17 protein-coding genes and 1 pseudogene are annotated in these 20,105 nt (G+C 45.7%); 10 read left to right on the forward strand and 8 right to left on the reverse strand.

Annotated features, from left to right (window positions below; all coding sequences use genetic code 11):
• Nucleotides 1–175 precede the first annotated feature (175 nt).
• Together asnS and RH46_RS06930 are read left to right on the forward strand one after the other, a co-directional pair.
• Nucleotides 176–1,576 (forward strand): asparagine--tRNA ligase, encoded by a 1,401-nt coding sequence (asnS, locus tag RH46_RS06925; RefSeq protein ID WP_006878687.1) that lies wholly within the window; start codon nucleotides 176–178, stop codon nucleotides 1,574–1,576.
• 175 nt (nucleotides 1,577–1,751) lie between these two features.
• Nucleotides 1,752–1,994, forward strand: coding sequence for a hypothetical protein (locus RH46_RS06930; RefSeq protein ID WP_006878688.1), 243 nt, complete (start codon nucleotides 1,752–1,754; stop codon nucleotides 1,992–1,994).
• A 41-nt stretch (nucleotides 1,995–2,035) separates the two neighbouring features.
• On the opposite strand, the gene RH46_RS06935 is transcribed toward RH46_RS06930, so the two are convergent.
• Both RH46_RS06935 and RH46_RS06940 read right to left on the reverse strand, forming a co-directional pair.
• Entirely contained in the window at nucleotides 2,036–2,239 is a 204-nt protein-coding gene (locus RH46_RS06935) for a hypothetical protein (protein WP_006878689.1), read from the reverse strand.
• An 86-nt stretch (nucleotides 2,240–2,325) separates the two neighbouring features.
• Nucleotides 2,326–3,727: pseudogene (locus RH46_RS06940) on the reverse strand (aminotransferase-like domain-containing protein).
• Nucleotides 3,728–3,912: 185 nt separating this feature from the next.
• Here RH46_RS06940 and RH46_RS06945 point away from each other — a divergent pair.
• The 3 genes from RH46_RS06945 (at nucleotide 3,913) to RH46_RS06955 (ending at nucleotide 7,325) form a co-directional block, all read left to right on the forward strand.
• Nucleotides 3,913–4,212, forward strand: a complete 300-nt coding sequence (locus RH46_RS06945) for a hypothetical protein (RefSeq protein WP_006878692.1) — start codon at nucleotides 3,913–3,915, stop codon at nucleotides 4,210–4,212.
• 214 nt (nucleotides 4,213–4,426) lie between these two features.
• Nucleotides 4,427–5,917 (forward strand): HD-GYP domain-containing protein, encoded by a 1,491-nt coding sequence (locus tag RH46_RS06950; RefSeq protein WP_006878693.1) that lies wholly within the window; start codon nucleotides 4,427–4,429, stop codon nucleotides 5,915–5,917.
• A gap of 217 nt (nucleotides 5,918–6,134) precedes the next feature.
• Nucleotides 6,135–7,325 (forward strand): amino acid aminotransferase, encoded by a 1,191-nt coding sequence (locus RH46_RS06955; RefSeq protein WP_006878694.1) that lies wholly within the window; start codon nucleotides 6,135–6,137, stop codon nucleotides 7,323–7,325.
• A gap of 59 nt (nucleotides 7,326–7,384) precedes the next feature.
• Here RH46_RS06955 and RH46_RS06960 read toward each other — a convergent pair whose 3' ends face one another.
• From RH46_RS06960 to RH46_RS06970, 3 genes are all read right to left on the reverse strand, one after another.
• Nucleotides 7,385–8,038 carry an outer membrane beta-barrel protein gene (locus RH46_RS06960; protein WP_006878695.1) on the reverse strand — a complete coding sequence of 218 codons (654 nt, stop codon included), beginning with the start codon at nucleotides 8,036–8,038 and terminating at the stop codon, nucleotides 7,385–7,387.
• Between the two features lie 255 nt (nucleotides 8,039–8,293).
• Nucleotides 8,294–8,671, reverse strand: a complete 378-nt coding sequence (locus RH46_RS06965) for a hypothetical protein (protein WP_006878696.1) — start codon at nucleotides 8,669–8,671, stop codon at nucleotides 8,294–8,296.
• A gap of 215 nt (nucleotides 8,672–8,886) precedes the next feature.
• Nucleotides 8,887–11,232: a helicase-related protein gene (locus RH46_RS06970; protein ID WP_006878697.1), complete on the reverse strand. Its 2,346-nt coding sequence runs from the start codon at nucleotides 11,230–11,232 to the stop codon at nucleotides 8,887–8,889.
• Between the two features lie 158 nt (nucleotides 11,233–11,390).
• Here RH46_RS06970 and RH46_RS06975 point away from each other — a divergent pair, with 158 nt between their 5' ends.
• The 3 genes from RH46_RS06975 to RH46_RS06985 all read left to right on the forward strand — a co-directional run bounded on the left by RH46_RS06975 (nucleotide 11,391) and on the right by RH46_RS06985 (nucleotide 14,327).
• Nucleotides 11,391–13,079, forward strand: coding sequence for an NAD-dependent malic enzyme (locus tag RH46_RS06975; RefSeq protein ID WP_006878698.1), 1,689 nt, complete (start codon nucleotides 11,391–11,393; stop codon nucleotides 13,077–13,079).
• A gap of 133 nt (nucleotides 13,080–13,212) precedes the next feature.
• Nucleotides 13,213–13,533 carry a DUF3392 domain-containing protein gene (locus tag RH46_RS06980; protein WP_006878699.1) on the forward strand — a complete coding sequence of 107 codons (321 nt, stop codon included), beginning with the start codon at nucleotides 13,213–13,215 and terminating at the stop codon, nucleotides 13,531–13,533.
• Entirely contained in the window at nucleotides 13,533–14,327 is a 795-nt protein-coding gene (locus RH46_RS06985) for a SanA/YdcF family protein (RefSeq protein ID WP_006878700.1), read from the forward strand. Before RH46_RS06980 ends, RH46_RS06985 begins: the two co-directional genes overlap by 1 nt.
• Here RH46_RS06985 and RH46_RS06990 read toward each other — a convergent pair.
• Nucleotides 14,317–15,618 carry a GGDEF domain-containing protein gene (locus tag RH46_RS06990; protein WP_006878701.1) on the reverse strand — a complete coding sequence of 434 codons (1,302 nt, stop codon included), beginning with the start codon at nucleotides 15,616–15,618 and terminating at the stop codon, nucleotides 14,317–14,319. The two genes, RH46_RS06985 and RH46_RS06990, sit on opposite strands and share 11 nt — an antisense overlap.
• 262 nt (nucleotides 15,619–15,880) lie before the next feature.
• On the opposite strand from RH46_RS06990, the gene RH46_RS06995 reads away from it, so the two are divergent.
• Complete coding sequence (locus RH46_RS06995; protein WP_006878702.1) at nucleotides 15,881–16,705, forward strand: DUF2797 domain-containing protein; 825 nt, start codon at nucleotides 15,881–15,883, stop codon at nucleotides 16,703–16,705.
• 62 nt (nucleotides 16,706–16,767) lie between these two features.
• Here the strand turns inward: RH46_RS06995 and RH46_RS07000 are convergent, their stop codons facing one another.
• On the reverse strand, nucleotides 16,768–18,000 hold the full coding sequence (locus tag RH46_RS07000; protein WP_006878703.1) for a cysteine desulfurase-like protein: 1,233 nt from the start codon (nucleotides 17,998–18,000) through the stop codon (nucleotides 16,768–16,770).
• Entirely contained in the window at nucleotides 17,984–18,643 is a 660-nt protein-coding gene (locus tag RH46_RS07005; protein ID WP_040895355.1) for a 2OG-Fe dioxygenase family protein, read from the reverse strand. The genes RH46_RS07000 and RH46_RS07005 overlap by 17 nt, the downstream gene beginning before the upstream one ends.
• A gap of 399 nt (nucleotides 18,644–19,042) precedes the next feature.
• Between RH46_RS07005 and trxB the strand changes: the two genes are divergently transcribed.
• Entirely contained in the window at nucleotides 19,043–20,005 is a 963-nt protein-coding gene (trxB, locus tag RH46_RS07010) for a thioredoxin-disulfide reductase (protein ID WP_006878705.1), read from the forward strand.
• Nucleotides 20,006–20,105: the final 100 nt, after the last annotated feature.

A 20,105-nucleotide genomic window follows, 5' to 3' on the forward strand; every position in this document is an offset into this window, starting at 1 on the left:
TATTAGGAATTTTTGTTCGACTAAATGACAATAAAGGTTGAAGCATAATATTTGAAAGGTAATATGTTCCATTGAATCTATAGCATTCTATCCAACCCAATGCTTGCTCATCATTTATCCTGTTGAGTATCGTGCATTGGGTTGAATTTTTACCTCAATGGAGAATATTTCTAACATGACTTACGCGCCTGTATCAGACGTTTTGAAAGGTCAGCTAGCAGTAGACAGTGAAGTTACTGTTCGTGGCTGGATCCGTTCACGTCGTGATTCCAAAGCTGGAATCTCTTTCCTTGCCATTTATGACGGCTCTTGTTTCGACCCGATTCAGGCCGTGGTCCCAAATAATCTTAATAATTACGAAGACGAAGTACTTAAGCTAACTACAGGCTGCTCTGTTGAAGTAACTGGTAAGATTGTTGAGTCTCCTGCGAAAGGTCAGGACTTTGAACTGGCTGCAACTGACGTAAAAGTTGTTGGCTGGGTTGAAGATGCTGACACTTACCCAATGGCAAAAACTCGTCATTCTATTGAATACCTACGTGAAGTTGCGCATCTACGTCCGCGCACTAACGTAATCGGTGCAGTAGCACGTGTACGTAACTGCCTGTCTCAAGCGATTCACCGCTTCTACCACGAGCAAGGTTACTTCTGGGTATCAGCGCCACTAATCACAGCTTCTGATGCAGAAGGTGCTGGTGAAATGTTCCGCGTTTCTACGCTAGACATGGAAAACCTACCTCGCACAGACAAAGGCGATGTTGATTACAACGAAGACTTCTTCGGTAAAGAGACCTTCCTGACAGTATCTGGTCAGCTAAACGCGGAAGCGTACGCTTGTGCACTGAGCAAGGTTTACACTTTCGGCCCGACTTTCCGTGCTGAAAACTCAAACACCAGCCGCCACCTAGCGGAATTCTGGATGGTTGAACCTGAAGTAGCATTTGCTGATCTGAACGACGTAGCTAAGCTATCTGAAGATATGCTAAAGTACGTATTCAAAGCTGTACTTGAAGAGCGTCGCGATGACCTTGAGTTCTTTGCGCAGCGTATCGACAAGGAAGCAATCACTCGTCTTGAGCAGTTTGTTTCTTCTGACTTTGCACAAGTTGACTACACTGACGCGATCCAAATCCTACTGGACTCTGGTCGTGAGTTCGAATTCCCTGTTGAATGGGGTATCGATATGTCTTCTGAGCACGAGCGTTACCTCGCTGAAGAGCACTTCAAAGCACCTGTAATCGTTAAGAACTACCCGAAAGACATCAAAGCTTTCTACATGCGTCTCAACGAAGATGGTAAGACTGTAGCTGCAATGGATGTTCTGGCACCTGGTATTGGTGAGATCATCGGTGGTTCTCAACGTGAAGAGCGTCTGGAAGTACTTGATGCACGTATGCGCGAAATGGGTATCGACCCAGAGCACATGAGCTGGTACCGCGACCTTCGCCGCTACGGCACAGTGCCACACGCTGGCTTTGGTCTGGGCTTCGAGCGTCTAGTCTCTTACGTAACAGGTATGGGCAACGTTCGTGACGTGATCCCATTCCCACGTACACCACGCTCTGCGAACTTCTAAACTTAGAAGCTTCACCAGATTGAAAACCTCCGCTAATGCGGAGGTTTTTTTATGCCATAAACAAGCTAGTACCTAAGTATAAAAATTTGAACACTTACTTACCGTTACTGGGATTAGAAAAGCATCAATAAACCAGCTAATGTAAAAGTATCTTCAACGCAGTAGAGTAATGATTATGAAACTATTTAAAATTGAAGACCTCTCTTACAACGGCGTAAAAGAAGGCGTCCATAGTTGGGATCATCCGCAAGGTGATCAACCCTATTACTGGCATCCGGATTGGCTGCATGTAGCAGAAGACATTACTGGCTTACACGGACGACAAGCGCTAGATGTGAAAGAGGGAGAAACAGCCAACGAGGAACACGCTAAACAAGCGATTGTTGATCATCTCAACAACAGAAATGATGCGAAGTAATCATTAGACCTCCTTATCGAGGAGGTCTGGATAACGGTTGGTCAGTCAGTGACTTTAGCTGCGTAATAGATACCAAACAGACACAAACCAAACATGACAAACGGTATCGCCGCGGCGGTGTATTCGGTCCATGCCATTTCGGCGAAAGATTTAGCTAAGATGACATGGCCAAAAACCAGTAGCGCCGCACAAACTATCGCCACTGCAATCAATCGAAACTCATGTCTATAGTGTTGTTTTTCCATAACTAATCCCTTGTATTAACAATTGGGATAATTGCATCATATCTTAGCGGTTAGGCAGCACTACAGTTTAAGTTAAAAACGCCCTATCAGTTGTCACTGTGATCTGTAATCAGTTGACCAAGCATGATGATCGCCTCACACAAGGGTTTAGTCTGCTCGAACGAAATGTTTAGACGCATACAGTTTTGATACTGTTGTTTAGAGCTGAAAAGTCGCCCATATCCAATCGAGATCCCTGACTGGCACAGATGGCGGTAAATTTGATAGGTATCGACGCTCTGTTGTAGCTCTAACCACAAGAAGTACCCCCCTTGAGGTTGAGCAACCACAGTTTGAGCAGGAAAATGCCGTTTGATTAACGTAATAAACGCCGACTGTCTGGCGGCCAACTGCTTGCGCAGTTTGCGCAGATGATTGTCATAGCTTTCATATTGCAGGTAATGAGCAACCCCTTGCTGAATCGGTCCACTGCCGGCAAGCGTGGAGATCATCTGCTGCTTTTGCAGTTTTTCGTTAAGCGCCCTATTCACCACCCAGCCAATTCGATATCCCGGACATAGCGACTTGGAAAACGAGCCACACAACAACACTCTGTCACTGCGATCCCATAGTTTTAGTGGCGCGGGTTTTACCTCACCAAAATAGAGTTCCGAATAGACGTCGTCTTCAACAAGATACACCTGATGCTGTTCCGCCAACTCGACAACGGCCTTCTTTTTGTCATCAGACATAGAGACACCCGTTGGATTCTGAAAATTGGCCATTAGCCAACAAGCCTTGACGTCATTATCGGCCAATGCGTTTGCCAGGGAGTCTAAACACAGCCCTGTTATAGGATCCACTGGCACTTCGATCGCTTTCAGTTTGAGCCGCTCGACCGCTTGCAATGCGCCGTAAAACGCCGGAGACTCGATAACAACGGTATCTCCCGGTTCACAAATCGCTTCAAGGCTCAGGTTAAGTGCTTCCATTGCACCTGAAGTTAATACGATATCCTGATGTGAGACCGCAATGCCTTCCGTGATGTAACGCTGAGCGATCAGGCGTCGTAAGCCTTCGTTACCTGGAGGCATGTTCTGAATAACCGTTTCAGCGGGAGATTTACGCCCTGCACTAGCAAGGTGACGATTGAGATCGGCAATAGGAAATAGGTGTGGAGATGGAAAGGCAGAACCTAAGGCGATATCTAACTGGCTATTATTTTTCAGGAATTCGAACAGCTCATCTTTATAATCAGGTCGAATAGTAGCGACATCGCTGTCGATACGCTCAGCACTCAAACGGGATGTGACAAAGTAGCCTGATTGAGGTCGAGCCTTTATCCATCCTTCTGACTCAAGTATTTGATAAGCCTGCAATACCGTCGCTGAACTGACTGAAAAGCTCTTACTTGTCGCTCTCAATGACGGTATTTTTTTCGCCAGCACGCCAGGTTTGTGCTTCAATTTGCTGTTTAAGCTGATTTGCTAATTGCTGATAGCGATGCATAGTTCCCTCTTATCTGACCGGCAAAGATACCACAGCTATCCATTTGATGGGCTTATCAACGTCTCACTAAGCAGGATTAATTTTAGCGCATCCCGTTTGTAGAGGCTCGTCACATTAAATATCGTAAAGTTTGTTACATTTATCAGGGATAAGTGATCCAAATAACCTTACAAGGGATGATAATAATGACAAAGTACGATTCATCACATATTCAATACAAAGGCGAGAGCAACGGTGTTCATAGTTGGACAGCACCTAGCGGTCAGCCATACTACTGGCACCCAGACTGGCTACACATTGCGGAAGACGCAACAGGCTCTCACCCTAAACAAGATATTGAGCTAACTGAAGGTGAAGCGGCGACAGAACAACATGCAGTTAAAGCAATTCTTTCGCACCTTAACAAATGGGCAGCTGACAAGTTAGGCAAAAACCCGGACATTGAGGCTAACGCGGTCGAGTCACAGCTCAACCTTAAAAAATAGTTCTCTCCAACGCACCCATCCGGGTGCGTTTTTACTTCACTCCCTTAACCAGCCAACAGCCCAATCTAATGCTAAAGTTGTAAAAATGTATCAATGAATGAAACAAACCGATAGAATGCTCGGTCTTTTATTGAGTAAACAGATAGATCTAATCATATATCTGCCTGTTTAATGGCTAGTTTTAGTCACATTGACAACGATATAAAGGCTTAACATGGTTAACTCACATTACAACGCGCCTCTGACACTCAAGCTCTACGCTCTTGCCGCAGTAGTCTTTGGGCTTTACGGTGGGCGAGTTTGTCCGATGTTAGAGACTCTTACCTTTAGTGAATTGTTTATCCACGTGTCGCTGACGTTCGGTGGCGTCTATTTAGTCCGCCACTTCTTACTACAAGACCATTCACTGGTTAAAGAGCAGCAACATGCACGTCTGGATACTACGCTGATGTTCTTCGGTAGTCTGATTCTGGCAATCTTCTACAACACCTATTACGAATTCCCACTCGACAGTAATCTAAAAGTACTACTCGGTATGACACTGTTCGGTTTTTTCACTGGTCTGCTATTGCAGTTAGACTCTAAAATTACCAGCTTTGATGCTCTGACTGGTTCGCAAAGATTCGATTTCGAGTTAAGTGGTAAACGACAGTCAATGGTCAAACAGATGATATGGCTTATCAGTCTGTTGCTATTTACCCTGACAACTATGTTAGCAATGGTTGCGGTGAAAGACATATTTTGGCTTGAGCACAATCCGGATCGAGTACTGGACGGAACAGGTAAAATCAGCGTCATCAAGGAGTTTATCTATATTTCGCTTGTTTTAGGTGCTTACACCATTGCGATTATGGTGCAGTGGAGCAAGTTAATGCGCCGCGTGTTAAGTGCCCAAGAGTACTCGCTCATTGAAGTGGCTAAGGGGAAAACTTCGACACGCGTGCCTATCTTCGAGCACAATGAACTTGGTTCAATGGCCTCGTTAACCAACCAGATGCTTGATAGCCTCGAGTCCTCACAGGATGAAGTAAAAACTACCCGTGACGTCGCAATTGTGAGTTTGTCAGCATTAGCCGAATCTCGTGATAACGAAACTGGCGCGCATATCCTGCGCACCCAAGAGTACGTCCGTGCTCTGGCGACTCATCTGGCGCAGTTTGACCATCACAAAGATCTACTGACAGACAACTATATCGAACTGCTCTACAAATCTGCGCCACTGCACGATGTAGGCAAAGTCGGTATCCCAGATAACATCCTGCTTAAACCGGGTAAATTGACCGACGAAGAGTTCGAGGTGATGAAAGGCCACCCAGAAATAGGGGCTAAAGCCCTATCGATGGCAGAGAAGCAGCTCGGAAGTAACTCCTTCCTAAAACTGGCTAAAGAGATATCACTTACCCACCATGAAAAGTGGAATGGCAGTGGTTATCCAAAAGGGCTTAAAGAACAAGAAATCCCTATTTCAGGTCGATTGATGGCATTAGCCGATGTTTATGACGCACTTATCTCTGAACGTGTATACAAAAAAGCCTTCAGCCATGAAAAGGCCAAGTCGATCATCCTTGAAGGTAATGGTTCCCACTTTGATCCTGAGATTGTTGAGGCTTTCCTTGCGATTGAAGACGAATTTGTCGCGATTGCCGATAAGTATCGCAGCATGGAAGCACGTGAAAATGAGCTTGAACAACTGATGCATGCCTAGTGGTGAACCTCTCGTTCTATTTTAACTAGAATAAAGTCCGTTTTATCGATTGATATAGCGGACTTTTTATATAGAAATCTATCTTAGAAAAGCAATCGCAACAAAATCCTAGTATTTTTGAAATTATATTTACATTGGCTGTTGTTTCCCCCCGCTTAGAAAGGTATAAATAACCGAGTTACTAATATCCTCCCTTCGATAAACATGGATGACCGTTATGTTTGAAAAAGTAGTTGCTGCTCCCGCAGACCCTATTCTTGGCCTTACTGAAGAATTTAAAAAAGACGCTCGCGCTGAAAAGATTAACTTAGGCGTTGGTATCTACAAGAATGAACAAGGTGAAACCCCTGTTCTTGCGACCGTTAAAAAAGCGGAAGCTGCACTAATCGAAACCGAAAAAACCAAGTCGTACCTAACTATCGAAGGCACTGCCGAGTACGCTCTGGCGGTACAAAAACTTCTTTTCGGCGAAGATGCTGAAATCGTTGCTGATAAGCGTGCTAAAACTGCACAAGCTCCTGGTGGTACCGGTGCACTGCGTGTTGCTGGCGAGTTCATCAAGCGTCAACTAGGCGACGCTAAGATTTGGATCAGCAACCCAACTTGGGCTAACCACAACGGTGTCTTCACTGCTGCGGGTATCGAAACTGCTCAGTACAGCTACTACAACGCTGAAACTAAAGATAAAGATTTCTCAGCTATGGTTGCGGATCTGGAGAAGGCAGCTGAAGGCGATATCGTTCTACTACACGGCTGCTGTCATAACCCAACGGGTATCGACCCAACGGCTGAAGAGTGGGAAACACTGGCTAAGCTTGTTGCTGATAAGAAACTACTTCCTCTATTCGACTTCGCTTACCAGGGTTTTGCCAAAGGCGTTGAAGAAGATGCTCAAGGCCTGCGTATCTTTGCTAAATACAACAAAGAAATCTTAGTCGCGAGCTCTTTCTCTAAGAACTTCGGTCTGTACAACGAGCGTGTTGGTGCTTTCACTCTTGTTGCTGAATCAGCGGACGTTGCTGCAACAGCATTCTCACAAGTTAAAGCAATCATTCGTTCTATCTACTCTAACCCACCAGCACACGGTAGCGCTGTGGTGACTCATATCCTTAACAACCCAGCACTTCGTGCAGAGTGGGAAGCAGAAGTTAAAGAGATGCGTGACCGTATTCAGGATATGCGTGAACTATTCGTTGCAACACTTAAAGAACAAGGTGTTGATGCTGACTTTAGCTTCATTGAGCGTCAGAACGGTATGTTCTCATTCTCTGGTCTAAGCAAAGAGCAGGTTAACCGTCTGAAAGATGAGTTTGCAATTTACATCGTTGGCTCTGGCCGTATCAGCGTTGCAGGTATGACTCGTGCAAACATGCTACCTCTGTGTAAAGGTATTGCTGCGGTTCTTTAATCGCCGATAGATACAAAAAGAGCCAGCATTTGCTGGCTCTTTTTTTGTTTAGCAACCAATCAGAACAAGAAGCGTAATGAAATCCCACCTTCATTAGTGGTTGCACTACCGCTGATCTTAACCGTTTCAAAATCACCACTGCGATGAGTGTAAAAACCGCCCAGGGTAATACGTGGCGATAGATGGTAGTCAGCACGTAACTGATAAATTTCCTCTTGCAGAAAATCAGTATGGTTATATTCCGCACTTGCGGCCAGTTCCCATTTCTCTGTTAGAGCATATTTCAGCTCTAAGCCCGCCCCTAAGACTAAATCACTGTCACTGAATAGCTTAACGCTGGTTGAGTCCTGTGTTTGTGTTGCCCATAAATAACCCAATTTGGCCTTAGCGACTAAATCAAGCTTATCCATAACGGGATAACGATAGGCTACGCCCGGTAATAACGTGTAGAGCTCGGTGGTAAAATCTTCTGGGTGAATAAAGCGCGCAGTATAATCAAGGGTGAACAGTACATTCTCCGTCCATAGGTAATTACCCCCCACAGCCAGTGCGGTGACATTATTGTTTACACCAAGATTTTCGTTGAGAGAACCAGCACTAAGATCTGCATACGCATAGTCATAGTTTATCTGGTTAGTGCTGTCGTTAGCGGCAACATGCAATGATGTAGCGAGTAGAAAAGGGGCGAATATCCGACTGTACTTTACTTCCATTACGACCTCATTAAGTCCATTTACAACTCACATTCAATCGTTCAGTGGAGCCATAGAATCGAAGAAACAGGTCGTCACTGACTGAACACAAATGGAGAGATTGAGCGATTGCCCCGCAAAAGCTAGTGGCAAAATATGTACCTAAAATATAGATCAGATTGGCAGCAAGTTACTGAATGAATTGTGAGAATTATGATCCGTCACGCGCATTACTGAGCAGATAGTAAAAAAGATCTCACAAGAGATCTTTTTTGTTTAAAACTTAACCATTAATTCATCTTGCGACAGGCTGACGATTTCAGCATGAGACTTAGCACGCAGTCGGTCTAGTTGCTCGCTGTCGAGCTCATAAGGCATGACCAGTTTAAGCTCTTCTACCCCTTCAGTCTTAGCCAGTTTGAGTAACGTGATTATGTTTGATTCATCACTACGATTCGCAGACAACGACTTCATAGCTTGATCCCACAAGCGATCTTCAACAGATAGAGTCTCTTTAATCGTATCCTTCCAGGCCAGGCTGAATATCGGAGCGAACGTGCTCATCGCTTCAAGGAAAGTCCATTTCTTACTGCAAGAAGCACCGAGAAAAGATGTATAGTCGAATACAACACTTGTCTTGCCCAGATGTTCCATATCATCCCCCGTAATATCGGCAACACAGTGTACTCAATATCCTAGATTACCCCTGTTATAGCAATAGGATATAAAACAATAGTCTTTTATGCCCTAAATTTGTTTGAAAAAGCTATATAAAAACCAATACGGTAACAAAATGTGTACAATCCAGAGATATAAGGGACCGGTTGCTTAATATTTCGGATACTAAATAATACCCCTGCTTGCCACCACTACTTGACGTCAACTATCTTACTCGCCTTCTTATACTGAATTCTCCAGCCCTTCCACGTTGGTAACTCCCAACGCTTTGGATAACCTTTACGTAAACCATCCCGGTAGACCACATAAACAAGCTTCTTATTAACCTGATAATCGACGTCAAGATTCAAATCACCCAGAGCCAGTTCAAACGGATAAGTCTCAGCAAAGTCCTGATACTGCCAATAAGGAATACCATCGAAGAGAAAATCATCGGCAGAAAAAAGCTCCAACTCTGAAATATCGGTGAGTTCAAGCAGTGTTAGTTGTTCGGTAAACCATTGATCAAAGGTAAGCTCGCTCACGTCTGACGTATGCTCTGCCAGACCAAGAGCCACATACAGTTTCCAGTGTTCGATTTCCTGATGACGTTGCTTAGCAAACCCCGCCAGATACTGCTCATTTTTCACCGCTTGCAGCATAGGTTTGATTGCCAGCTCTCCTGTTGCGGCTTCATGTCGGGTGGCGATAACTCTGCCAGCGTAGATCAATTGCATTTCGACCATCATCTGATCGTCAATGGTTTGTGTTTCTCCCTCCTGCCAGCTGCCCAGCTCTATCTGTTCAAGTGCCTTCAATTCAATCGGCATGGTGAAGGTCGCAAGATTTAAAGTCTGTTTAACACCTCGCCCCGGTAGACTGTGAGTATCGAGGACCAATGCCGCCTGATACTTATCGAGAAAACGACTCTCCCGCCCCAAAACCACTTCCATCTCTCCATTGCCGAGTGCTTCACGTCGTTTGATACGGCGAACGAAGACTAATTCAGGATGCAAGAGGGCGATCGCTTCGACCAAATCCTTATGGGAGTAACGGGAGGCAACGCTCAGTTGAGGCAATTCGAATGCTGCGCGCATCTGCTCTGCCAGAGCCATTGCTTCTTTACGAACATCGTGATCTACGTTCACGGCAGAGAAGGTTTCGCCTCGCAGGATTCCAATTGCCAGTTGCGCATCGCAACCAAGTGGCTCCTGCTGAAGCAATTGTTCAGTCTGTTCTTCACTGTTTGAGATACGATATAAAGAGGCCGGTGTAGCAATGACTGAAGTAAGATCAACCATAGCTTCCTGCAACGCCCTACTCGGCATTCGGGTTACTAAGTCTGCATAAAGGGCATCAATCGGTAATGGGTAGATCCGTTGACCATGCTCAGTAGCAAGCCCCTGCTGGTCTATAGCCCCCATCAGCTCAAGCAGATTGTTTGCCTGACTCATAGAACGCTCGGGGAGCGGTTCAAGAAAGGTCAAGCTGCTCAATGCCTTGCCACAACTGGCTGATGCGAGCATTGCTTCCGTCAGGGCTTCACGGTGCATTTCTGGCGGTGTGACTTCCGTTAGTGCCGCGTGCTCTCCGTATAAACGAATACAGATTCCATCCATCACTCGCCCTGCTCGTCCGGCACGCTGTTTGGCGCTCGCTTTGGAGATATGCTTGAGGCTAAGCGCAGTACGACCGTTTCTCTGCTCGGTACGTCGCTCTAACCCTGAATCGATGACTGCAACAATGTTGGGTATCGTTAACGAGGTCTCCGCTACATTGGTTGCCAATACCACTTTTTTATAGGACTGAGGATTGAGGGCAATCTGTCGTTGCTCATCAGATACCGAAGCATGCAAAGGAACAGCGACCAGCCCCTCTATTGAAGAGAGCTTACTTAAGCACTGAGTGATCTCTTTACGTCCTGGAAGAAACACCAGAATGTCACCATCAACATCCTGCAGAGCCAACACTTCTTGCTTTACTTTTTCATCCAGTTGGCGCGCATCGGGCAGTTGTCTTGAGTCCCCTGCCCGATAGCCAATCGCGACATCAAAATTACGCCCTTGAGCCTGCATTCGCTCAGCTCCGATATATCGAGCCAACTTTTCACCTTCGATGGTTGCCGAGGTGATGACCAAGCGGTGTAAATTCACCTCTCTCAGTAAGGCAACCAACAAGTCTGTGTCCCAGCGGCGCTCATGGAACTCATCGACGATAATGGTTGAGAAGTCTGCCAGTTTATTCTCACTGTACCAACGTAAAGCAACGCCCGGAGTCACGAATACTATCTGAGTGTTGTCGTCACAGCGTGTCTCAAGTTTAATCGCGTAGCCAACCGACTCGCCTACTGGCTGTTGTTTTTGTTCAGCGAGAAATTCGGCTAATGAGGTACAGGCAATTCGTCTCGGTTCAATGACTAACACTCGACCGTTGTTTGCTGCCCATAGTGGAAGGCGGGTCGATTTCCCTGAGCCCGTTTCAGCTTCTACAATTAGGTGATGGTCGGAAAGCTGTTCTAAAAAATCAGCTTGCAGTGTGTCTATCGGTAAACTGAACATAAATCGCCGCGTGAGTGGACTAAAGCACGAAATTATATACGTAAACTTTACCAGAATGCAGGAATATTCAGTTTACATTAAGACAACGAATCCCTATCATTTTTAGGTTCCGAGTTCCAAAGGTCTAATGACCCCTTCCACCCTACTTAAGGCAAGTGATGAATAACGATAAACGCCCTTTATATATTGCTTACGCTGGTCCAGCCCTGCTTAGTACGCCGTTGCTAAACAAAGGCAGTGCCTTCAGCGCGCAGGAAAGAAGATCTTTCAACCTTGAAGGTCTATTGCCTGAAAATACTGAAACTATTCAAGAGCAAGTAGAGCGTGCTTATCAACAATATTGCAACTTTGAAAGCGATATGGATAAGCACATTTACCTGCGCAACATCCAAGACACTAACGAAACCCTATTCTACCGTCTGGTTCAGAATCACATTTCAGAGATGATGCCTATCATCTATACACCAACGGTTGGTGCTGCATGTGAAAACTTCTCGAACATCTATCGTCGTGGCCGTGGTCTGTTTGTTTCTTACGCAAACCGTGACCGTATCGATGACATCCTTAACAACGCGTCTAACCACAATGTCAAAGTTATCGTGGTAACGGATGGCGAGCGTATTCTTGGTCTAGGCGACCAGGGTATCGGCGGCATGGGTATTCCAATTGGTAAACTGGCTCTATACACCGCGTGTGGTGGCATCAGTCCAGCTTACACACTACCTATCGTACTCGATGTCGGTACCAATAACCCACAACGACTCGCAGACCCAATGTACATGGGCTGGCGTCATCCGCGTATTACTGGCGCGGAGTACGATGCTTTCGTTGAAGAGTTCATGCAGGCAGTTCAGCGCCGTTGGCCTGATGCACTCATTCAATTTGAAGACTTCGCACAGAAAAACGCTATGCCGCTACTTGAGCGTTACAAAGATCGCGTTTGTTGTTTCAATGACGATATTCAAGGTACTGCTGCTGTTACTGTTGGTTCGCTACTTGCAGCTTGTCAGGCTGCTGGCAGCAAGCTCTCAGAGCAACGTGTGACCTTCTTAGGCGCAGGTTCAGCAGGTTGTGGTATCGCTGAAGCTATCATTGCTCAGATGGTCTCTGAAGGTATCACTGATGAACAGGCACGTTCTCAGGTATTTATGGTCGACCGCTGGGGTCTGTTACAGGAAGGCATGCCTAACCTGTTAGACTTCCAACAGCGCCTGGTACAGAAACACGCCAATACTGCTGACTGGGAGTCAGACAGCAATGGTTATTCATTGCTTGATGTAATGCGTAACGCTAAACCAACGGTTCTGGTTGGTGTATCTGGTGCACCGGGTCTGTTCAGCGAAGATGTGATCAAGGAAATGCACAAACACTGTGCGCGCCCAATCGTATTCCCGCTTTCTAACCCGACCAGCCGTGTCGAAGCAACGCCTAACGACATCATTCGCTGGACCAATGGTGAAGCGCTGGTTGCAACGGGTAGTCCATTTGATCCTGTGGTACATGAAGGTAAAACTTACCCGATTGCACAGTGTAACAACAGTTACATCTTCCCTGGTATTGGTCTGGGTGTACTCGCAGTACAAGCTAAGCGTGTTACCGACGAAATGCTGATGGAATCAAGCCGTGCACTTGCAACCTGTTCTCCTCTGGCGATCAATGGTCAAGGTGCATTGCTACCGCCACTAGAGGCGATCCACTCTGTATCGAAGAAGATTGCATTTGCTGTCGCTAAAAAGGCAATTGAACAAGGTGTCGCTCTGGAAATCCCAGATGACGCGCTAGAAGAAGCAATTGACGCGTCTTTCTGGCAGCCAGTTTACCGCCGCTACAAGCGCACAGCATTCTAACCAAATAAAAAGCCCAGCCACGCTGGGTTTTTTTATTCCTGTCACACAAGTCTATTCTCACAAATGCCGTACTAGACATTCGCGCATCACTTCATGTTATTCTCGTTAAATCAATACTATGTAATGTACTGCAATGGAATACTTGAACTTGTTAGGTAGCTACCTTAGACCCTACCTAAGCGAAATCTCTACCGCACTAATCGCCTGTACTCTTGTGATGGCAGGTGGCGAAATTAACGCGCTGTTAAGACGTTTATTAAGAAATTACAACTTCGCACTCAGAACCTTCGCCTTTGTCTTGATTAACGCGTTTGGTTACGGCTTAATCATTGTTAAAGCAACCCCTTACCTATCTCGGACATTACGCGGTTTAGATGCTGGCATCATGCTAACCATCGTGTTGTTTTGCTTTACAATTATTGGGTTATGGGCACAAAGGAACAGACAAATTTAGTGCGTAGATTATTCCACCGTGACAAACCAGCCAAAACTTGGTTAGGCCGGATTCTAAAACTCATCGCTTGGTTGCCAGTCGTATTTATCGCGCTTTCAGCCAGCTTGTTTGTCGTTGATCGGTGGATCTCATATCAGGCCAGACATCAGGTGTTCACCCAACCCGAGCAGATAGAACAGTTTGATGTTGCTGTCGTGTTGGGAACGAGCAAATACTTAGGTAAGATTCTTAACGAGTACTATACCAACCGCATTGATGCTGCTATCGAGTTGTACGAGCAAGGTAAAGTGAGCCACTTTCTACTCAGTGGTGACAACGCTCATCGCTCATACAATGAACCCTGGACAATGAAGCGCGACCTGCTTCGCGCTGGTATTCCTGAAGATAGAATCTTTTTAGATTACGCGGGTTTTCGCACCTTAGACTCAGTGGTTCGGGCAAAAGAGATTTTCGATACTGATAACTTCCTGATCATCTCGCAGAAATTTCACTGTGAACGGGCGCTGTTTATTGCCAATTCTCACGACATTGACGCAAAGTGTTTTGCGGTTGCCGGGCCATCGAGACATTCTGGCTTACAAGTCAGAGTGAGAGAGGTATTTGCACGGGCCAAAGCGTTTCTTGATATCTATATCACTCATGCTCAGCCTAAGTTCCTCGGGCCAAAAGAGCCAATCATTAAAGCTGAGCAAGCGGATACTGAACTACTGAGTGAAAACGATTCTTTAAACAGTGAACAAACACAAAGCGTCATCGTGACAGATGACGCTGATGTTCAACAGACTAGTCAATAACGACTACGCGGTTCCTTCCCTCTCTCTTAGCCATATAGAGCGCTTCATCGGCTCTCACCAACATTTCATTGGTTCTCTCTTCGCCAAGTGACGCTACACCGATACTTGTAGTTAGAGGATCGCCATGCACCCAAAGATGAGATTCAACCCGGTGACGAACCTTTTCTGCCAGCTCTGCCGCTTCTTCACTGTTGCGGCCCGGGCAGAATACAACAAACTCTTCGCCTCCCCAGCGAACCAGCCGTTCGCTGGCACTGAGTGAACTAAGTACAACCATAGTGAACTCTCTGAGTATGTCATCGCCCATTGCATGGCCATACTTATCATTGACCACTTTAAAGTGGTCAATATCCAAATACATTACTGACAATCGTTTTGCCTGGGTATTCTGGCCTTGGTAATTGCTTTCTAACCAGTCACGTATTGAGTGCCTGTTCATCGCGCCTGTCAGTGCATCCCTATTCGCCAGCTCTGCAAAATGAACGTTCTGTTCTTTAAGGTGACGATTAAGTTTGCGTAGATGTTCTTGTCGATATTGCGCTTGCAAGATCAATTGACGACCACGCTTTATCTCTAACATGCTGTACACCAATGCCATCGCGACCCAAACCACCAGTAAACCAAGCAATAGATCTTCGCCATCCATGTAGTTGCCAACAAACTCAATGCTGTTGACCTTCATTTTGTACTCACCTTGATTGTGACCAGAGCCAGTAGCTAACTCTAGTTTTGTCACATTAGAGAATTCCGGTGCCGAATGAGCAATCGGGATCTGATTGTCAGCTAACCACCAAGTAAGAACCTGTAGGTTAGCGATTGGAATGTCGATAGTGCCGCTGTCAAACCCTGGCGTATATTCAAGACCGTTGTATTTTATTGAGTATTCATTATCTGGTGACGAATAGGCTGGATTATAGTTCCGCAGATAAAAACGTAACGATGGGGGCTGGCTGCCATCCAGTTGCTCAAAGTCAATATCAAGTCTGACGGTATGGAAATCTGCTAAGTCCATTCCACTGATCTTTGATGCGCCTAGCTCAACGGATAAGCCACAATATGGCCAAGGGTAGAGCTCCCCTTTTGCAAGACGACACTCAAGCATGGCTACATCATTCTGGGTCACTAGCGATGAGGTAGAAATCCCTCCCTGAGGCTGATCGTTTGTCGCAGAAAACTCAAACTCCGAAGGTATTATCTTAATGACACGTCCACCACCGTGCATCCAAAACATTTGCACGATGAATAGAGTCACAACAACCAAGGTAAAGATAACTTTATGGATAACTTTCAATAGCAAAATCCGTATTGGCGGGAAAGCAATCAGCCAAATAGTACAACACACAGTTAATAATAAGATCTTGGTTCCATTTTATCTCGTTTTCACTGCTCGTTCGCCAGTAAATATTAGATCTGCCTCATAAACTATCCCCGTATAAGTGATGATTTTGCTCGCTTTACTGCTGATGACCTCTGCACGCAGACAGAGAAAAAAGTGTTACACTAGAAGACTAAAAACAAACGGGGATTAACCCCGAATAATTAAGAGCACTGTCATGTCTTTAATTGCTAAAGGTACGCTAAGTAAGATGCGTGCCTCTCTAGAAAATACCGTTCATTATCGTCTGCCTGTGGGTGATGAGTTAGTAGACCTCTCTCCTTTCATCGGTCAGACACTGACCCTTACCCACACTGGCAACATCTTCTGTTGCTCATGTGGCAAAAAGACCAAAAAGAGCTACTCTCAAGGCCACTGCTTTGTCTGCATGAAGAAGCTGGCTAGTTGCGACATGTGTATTATGAAACCTGAAACCTGCCACTACGATCAGGGAACCTGTCGCGAGCCTCAGTGGGGCGAAGAGAACTGTATGGTTGACCACTTTGTCTACCTTTCAAACACCTCAAGTCTTAAGGTAGGTATTACCCGTCATACTCAGATCCCAACTCGATGGATTGATCAGGGCGCAACTCAGGGTTTACCAATTTTCAAGGTTAAAACACGTCATATTTCTGGTTTGATCGAAGTAGAATTGGCCAAACATATCGCGGATAAAACCAACTGGCGTACTTTGCTCAAGGGCGATGGCGAGCCAATGGCACTGGAACAACGCTTTGCTGAGCTACTACCATTGGTCGAAGAGAAGATTGCCGAGATAAAACAGCAATTTGGTAACGATGCGATCGAAGTTTTGAGTGGCGACATCACCACGATTAACTATCCGGTAGAGCAGCACCCTACCAAGATCACTTCGCACAATTTCGATAAGAATCCTGAAGTGACTGGGGTACTTCAGGGCATCAAGGGTCAATACATGATTTTTGATACTGGCGTGATTAACATTCGCAAGTTCACTTCCTATGAAGTGGAAGTTAGCGCTTAACCAATAAAAAAGACCTCCATGATGGAGGTCTTTTAGCAGATACCGCTTATATCTCTATTGCTTTACGACAGAATACGTTTTAGTTCATCAAACAACATGTCGACTTCTTCAAGCGTGTTGTAATGCATAAAGCCGATACGTACTACGCCGCCTTTCGACTCGATATCGAGTTGTCGAACTAAACCCAAAGCATAAAAGTGGCCATTCCAGACACAAATGTTGCGCTCGCCAAGCTGTTTAGCAATCTGTTCAGGAGTATGGTGATCAAACGTCAGGGCGAAAGTCGGTGTTCTTAAACGACTGTCCGCTGCGGTTCGTCCCAACAGATTAACGCCTTCTAACTCAGACAGACGCGTCATGAAGCGCTCGTTGATCGCAGATTCGTGCTGATTGTACTGCTGATAAGAGTCAACCAACTGCGCACGCAATGAGTCTCCTTGTTTACCCCATTGAGCAAGGTATTTCACCGCAGCAATCACACCCGCAAGACCTTCGAAGCTTTGCGTACCTGTCTCAAATCGACCCGGGCCAACGTCAGTCGCAGGTTCAACTTTATAAGGTCTCAAAGTTTGCAGCCACTTAGGTGCCACATAGGCGATGCCTACGTGAGGACCAAAGAATTTATACGCTGAACAGGCTAAGAAATCACAGCCTAGCTGCTGAACGTCAATCAGGTGATGTGGTGCATAATGTACCGCGTCGACATATACCAACGCTCCAACCGCATGCGCGGCTTCAATCACTCGCTTCACATCAACAACAGAACCTGTGGTATTGGATGCAAAAGTTAATGCTACCAATGTGGTCTTATCATTAATTAGCGAGATCAGGTGCTCGACGTCCAGACTACAGTCAGATTCATCAACTCGCGCCTGATGAACGATGGCTCCCTTATCGTCAGCAGCTTGCTGCCAACTAGAGACATTTGAGTAATGATCCAGGGCAGTAACGATAACTTCGTCACCCGCCTGCCAATCGCGACTAATCGCACGGCTTAACTGGAAAGTCAGCGACGTCATGTTAGCGCCGAAGACAATATTATCACTCGACTCCGCGTTGACCAGAACCTGAGCATGCTCGCGGGCCTGCTTCATCAGGTCAGTGGTGTTGCGACTAGAGAAATAATGACCACCCAGGTTTGAATTAAAGTAACCAAGGTAAGCATTCATTGCTTCCAGTACCGAACCTGGAACTTGAGAGCCGCCAGGGCCATCAAGAAACACAACAGGCAGGTCGTTATGGGTTTGGCTCAGAGCGCTGAACTGCGCTCTGGCTAGATTAGGAGTGAAGCTCATTCACTGCATCCTTAGCGGTTAAAACAAATACATCCATATAGCCTTCTTCGCCTTCGATCACTGAGCGAATTGGCGTTGCGTTGTGCCACAACTTGTCATCAGCTAGCATCGCAACTTCGCCGCTTTGCAGTACTTTACGGAAGAATGGCGCTTCGTTGAAGCTGTTGTAAAGCATGATGTCACCACCTTCGATGTTGTGACGACCCATACCGATCAAGGCAATGTGTTCAAATCCGTCTTGATGGACACCTTCAGGAGCGACCTGAGTCTCGTCGAAAACTGCCGAGATACGGATCTGGTGAATCTCAATTTCATGGCCATTGGTCAGGTTGTTCGATGATACAAACAGCTCGCACATCTCGCGCATACCATCACTGTTTATAGTGCTCTCTTCAATTGGCTCAAACTGTCGTACAACGTTGCCTTGGAAACGGTTGATATCATCCGTCTGCATAAACTCGTTTTTACCTAAGTCAGTAACCTTGCCATCCTGCAATGACACTACAGAATAGCGTCTTAGACGAAATTTACCGTCGGCATGTTCTGTATTTGGCAGTTGGGTAAAAGAAGGGGCTAGCTGAGCAATCGCAGCGTCGCTAAGTTTAGTCAGTTGAAGGGTAGTTTCACGCTGATGTAACATCATCATCTCCTTAATGAATGTACATACCTATAATTCGATTAACATCTTGTTCACATTTATTATTTGCGCACTTGTATTGTCAGATCAACATTTTTTAGCATTTCAATCCAACAAAAATACATATACAGAACTTTGGGTTGCATTTTTCGATATAACTAGAGAATAAAACCAGTTTCGAAAAGTCACAGTTTGAAATATTAGACGACTTCACTAGCGCTAAGTGAATAATTCATTAACATCAATAGGTTAACTCTACTTTGACTGACACAAAGTGTAACGTTTGCGTTCTAACCTATAACCAATTATTCCTGTTTTGCGGCTTGCTAACTCTTTCAAAGCCCCCATATATTCCATACAATCGAGACAAACTACAGATAAAGCGTCACCGCTAATGGAGCACAAATGAGCGACGTTAAACATAGCAATCTTCTTATCCTTGGCTCAGGTCCTGCTGGCTACACTGCTGCCGTCTATGCTGCGCGAGCAAACTTAAACCCAGTATTGGTTACTGGCATGCAACAAGGTGGTCAGTTAACTACCACAACTGAAGTCGAAAACTGGCCTGGTGACCCTGAAGGTTTAACCGGTCCAAACCTGATGGAACGCATGAAAGAGCACGCAGAACGTTTCGAAACCGAGATTCTGTTTGACCATATTAACCAAGTAGATTTCAGCCAACGTCCTTTCCGTCTAAAGGGTGACAGCGGTGAGTACACTTGTGACGCTCTGATCATCTCAACGGGTGCCTCAGCTAAGTACCTTGGCCTTGAGTCCGAAGAGGCGTTTAAAGGTCGTGGTGTATCAGCGTGTGCAACCTGTGATGGCTTCTTCTACCGTAACCAGAAAGTCGCAGTAGTAGGTGGTGGTAATACCGCTGTTGAAGAGGCTCTTTACCTATCGAACATTGCTTCAGAAGTTCACCTGATTCACCGTCGTGACACATTCCGTGCCGAGAAGATTCTTGTTAAACGTCTGATGGACAAGGTAGAAAACGGTAACATCGTTCTCCATACTGACCGCACTCTGGAAGAAGTCGTCGGTGATGATATGGGTGTAACGGGTGTACGTATCAAAGATACTCAATCAGATAGCATTGAGCAGATCGACGTAATGGGTGCCTTTATTGCTATCGGTCACCAGCCAAATACAGCGATCTTCGAAGGTCAGCTTGAAATGAAAGATGGCTACATCATTGTTCAATCAGGTCTGGAAGGTAACGCGACACAAACCAGCGTTGCCGGTGTATTTGCTGCTGGTGATGTAATGGACCATAACTACCGTCAGGCTATTACCTCTGCTGGTACTGGTTGTATGGCAGCCCTGGATGCAGAACGTTATCTAGACGCATTGGCAGATAGTAAATAATATTTTTCACTTTTGCCTCAAATCCTTAAAGCCCCGCGGTATTCCCGCGGGGCTTTCTTTTGTATAATGCCCAGTTCTTATTGCTAATAATAATTCTCAT

Source organism: Vibrio brasiliensis LMG 20546 (genome assembly GCF_000189255.1).
Classification (GTDB): Bacteria; Pseudomonadota; Gammaproteobacteria; order Enterobacterales; family Vibrionaceae; genus Vibrio; species Vibrio brasiliensis.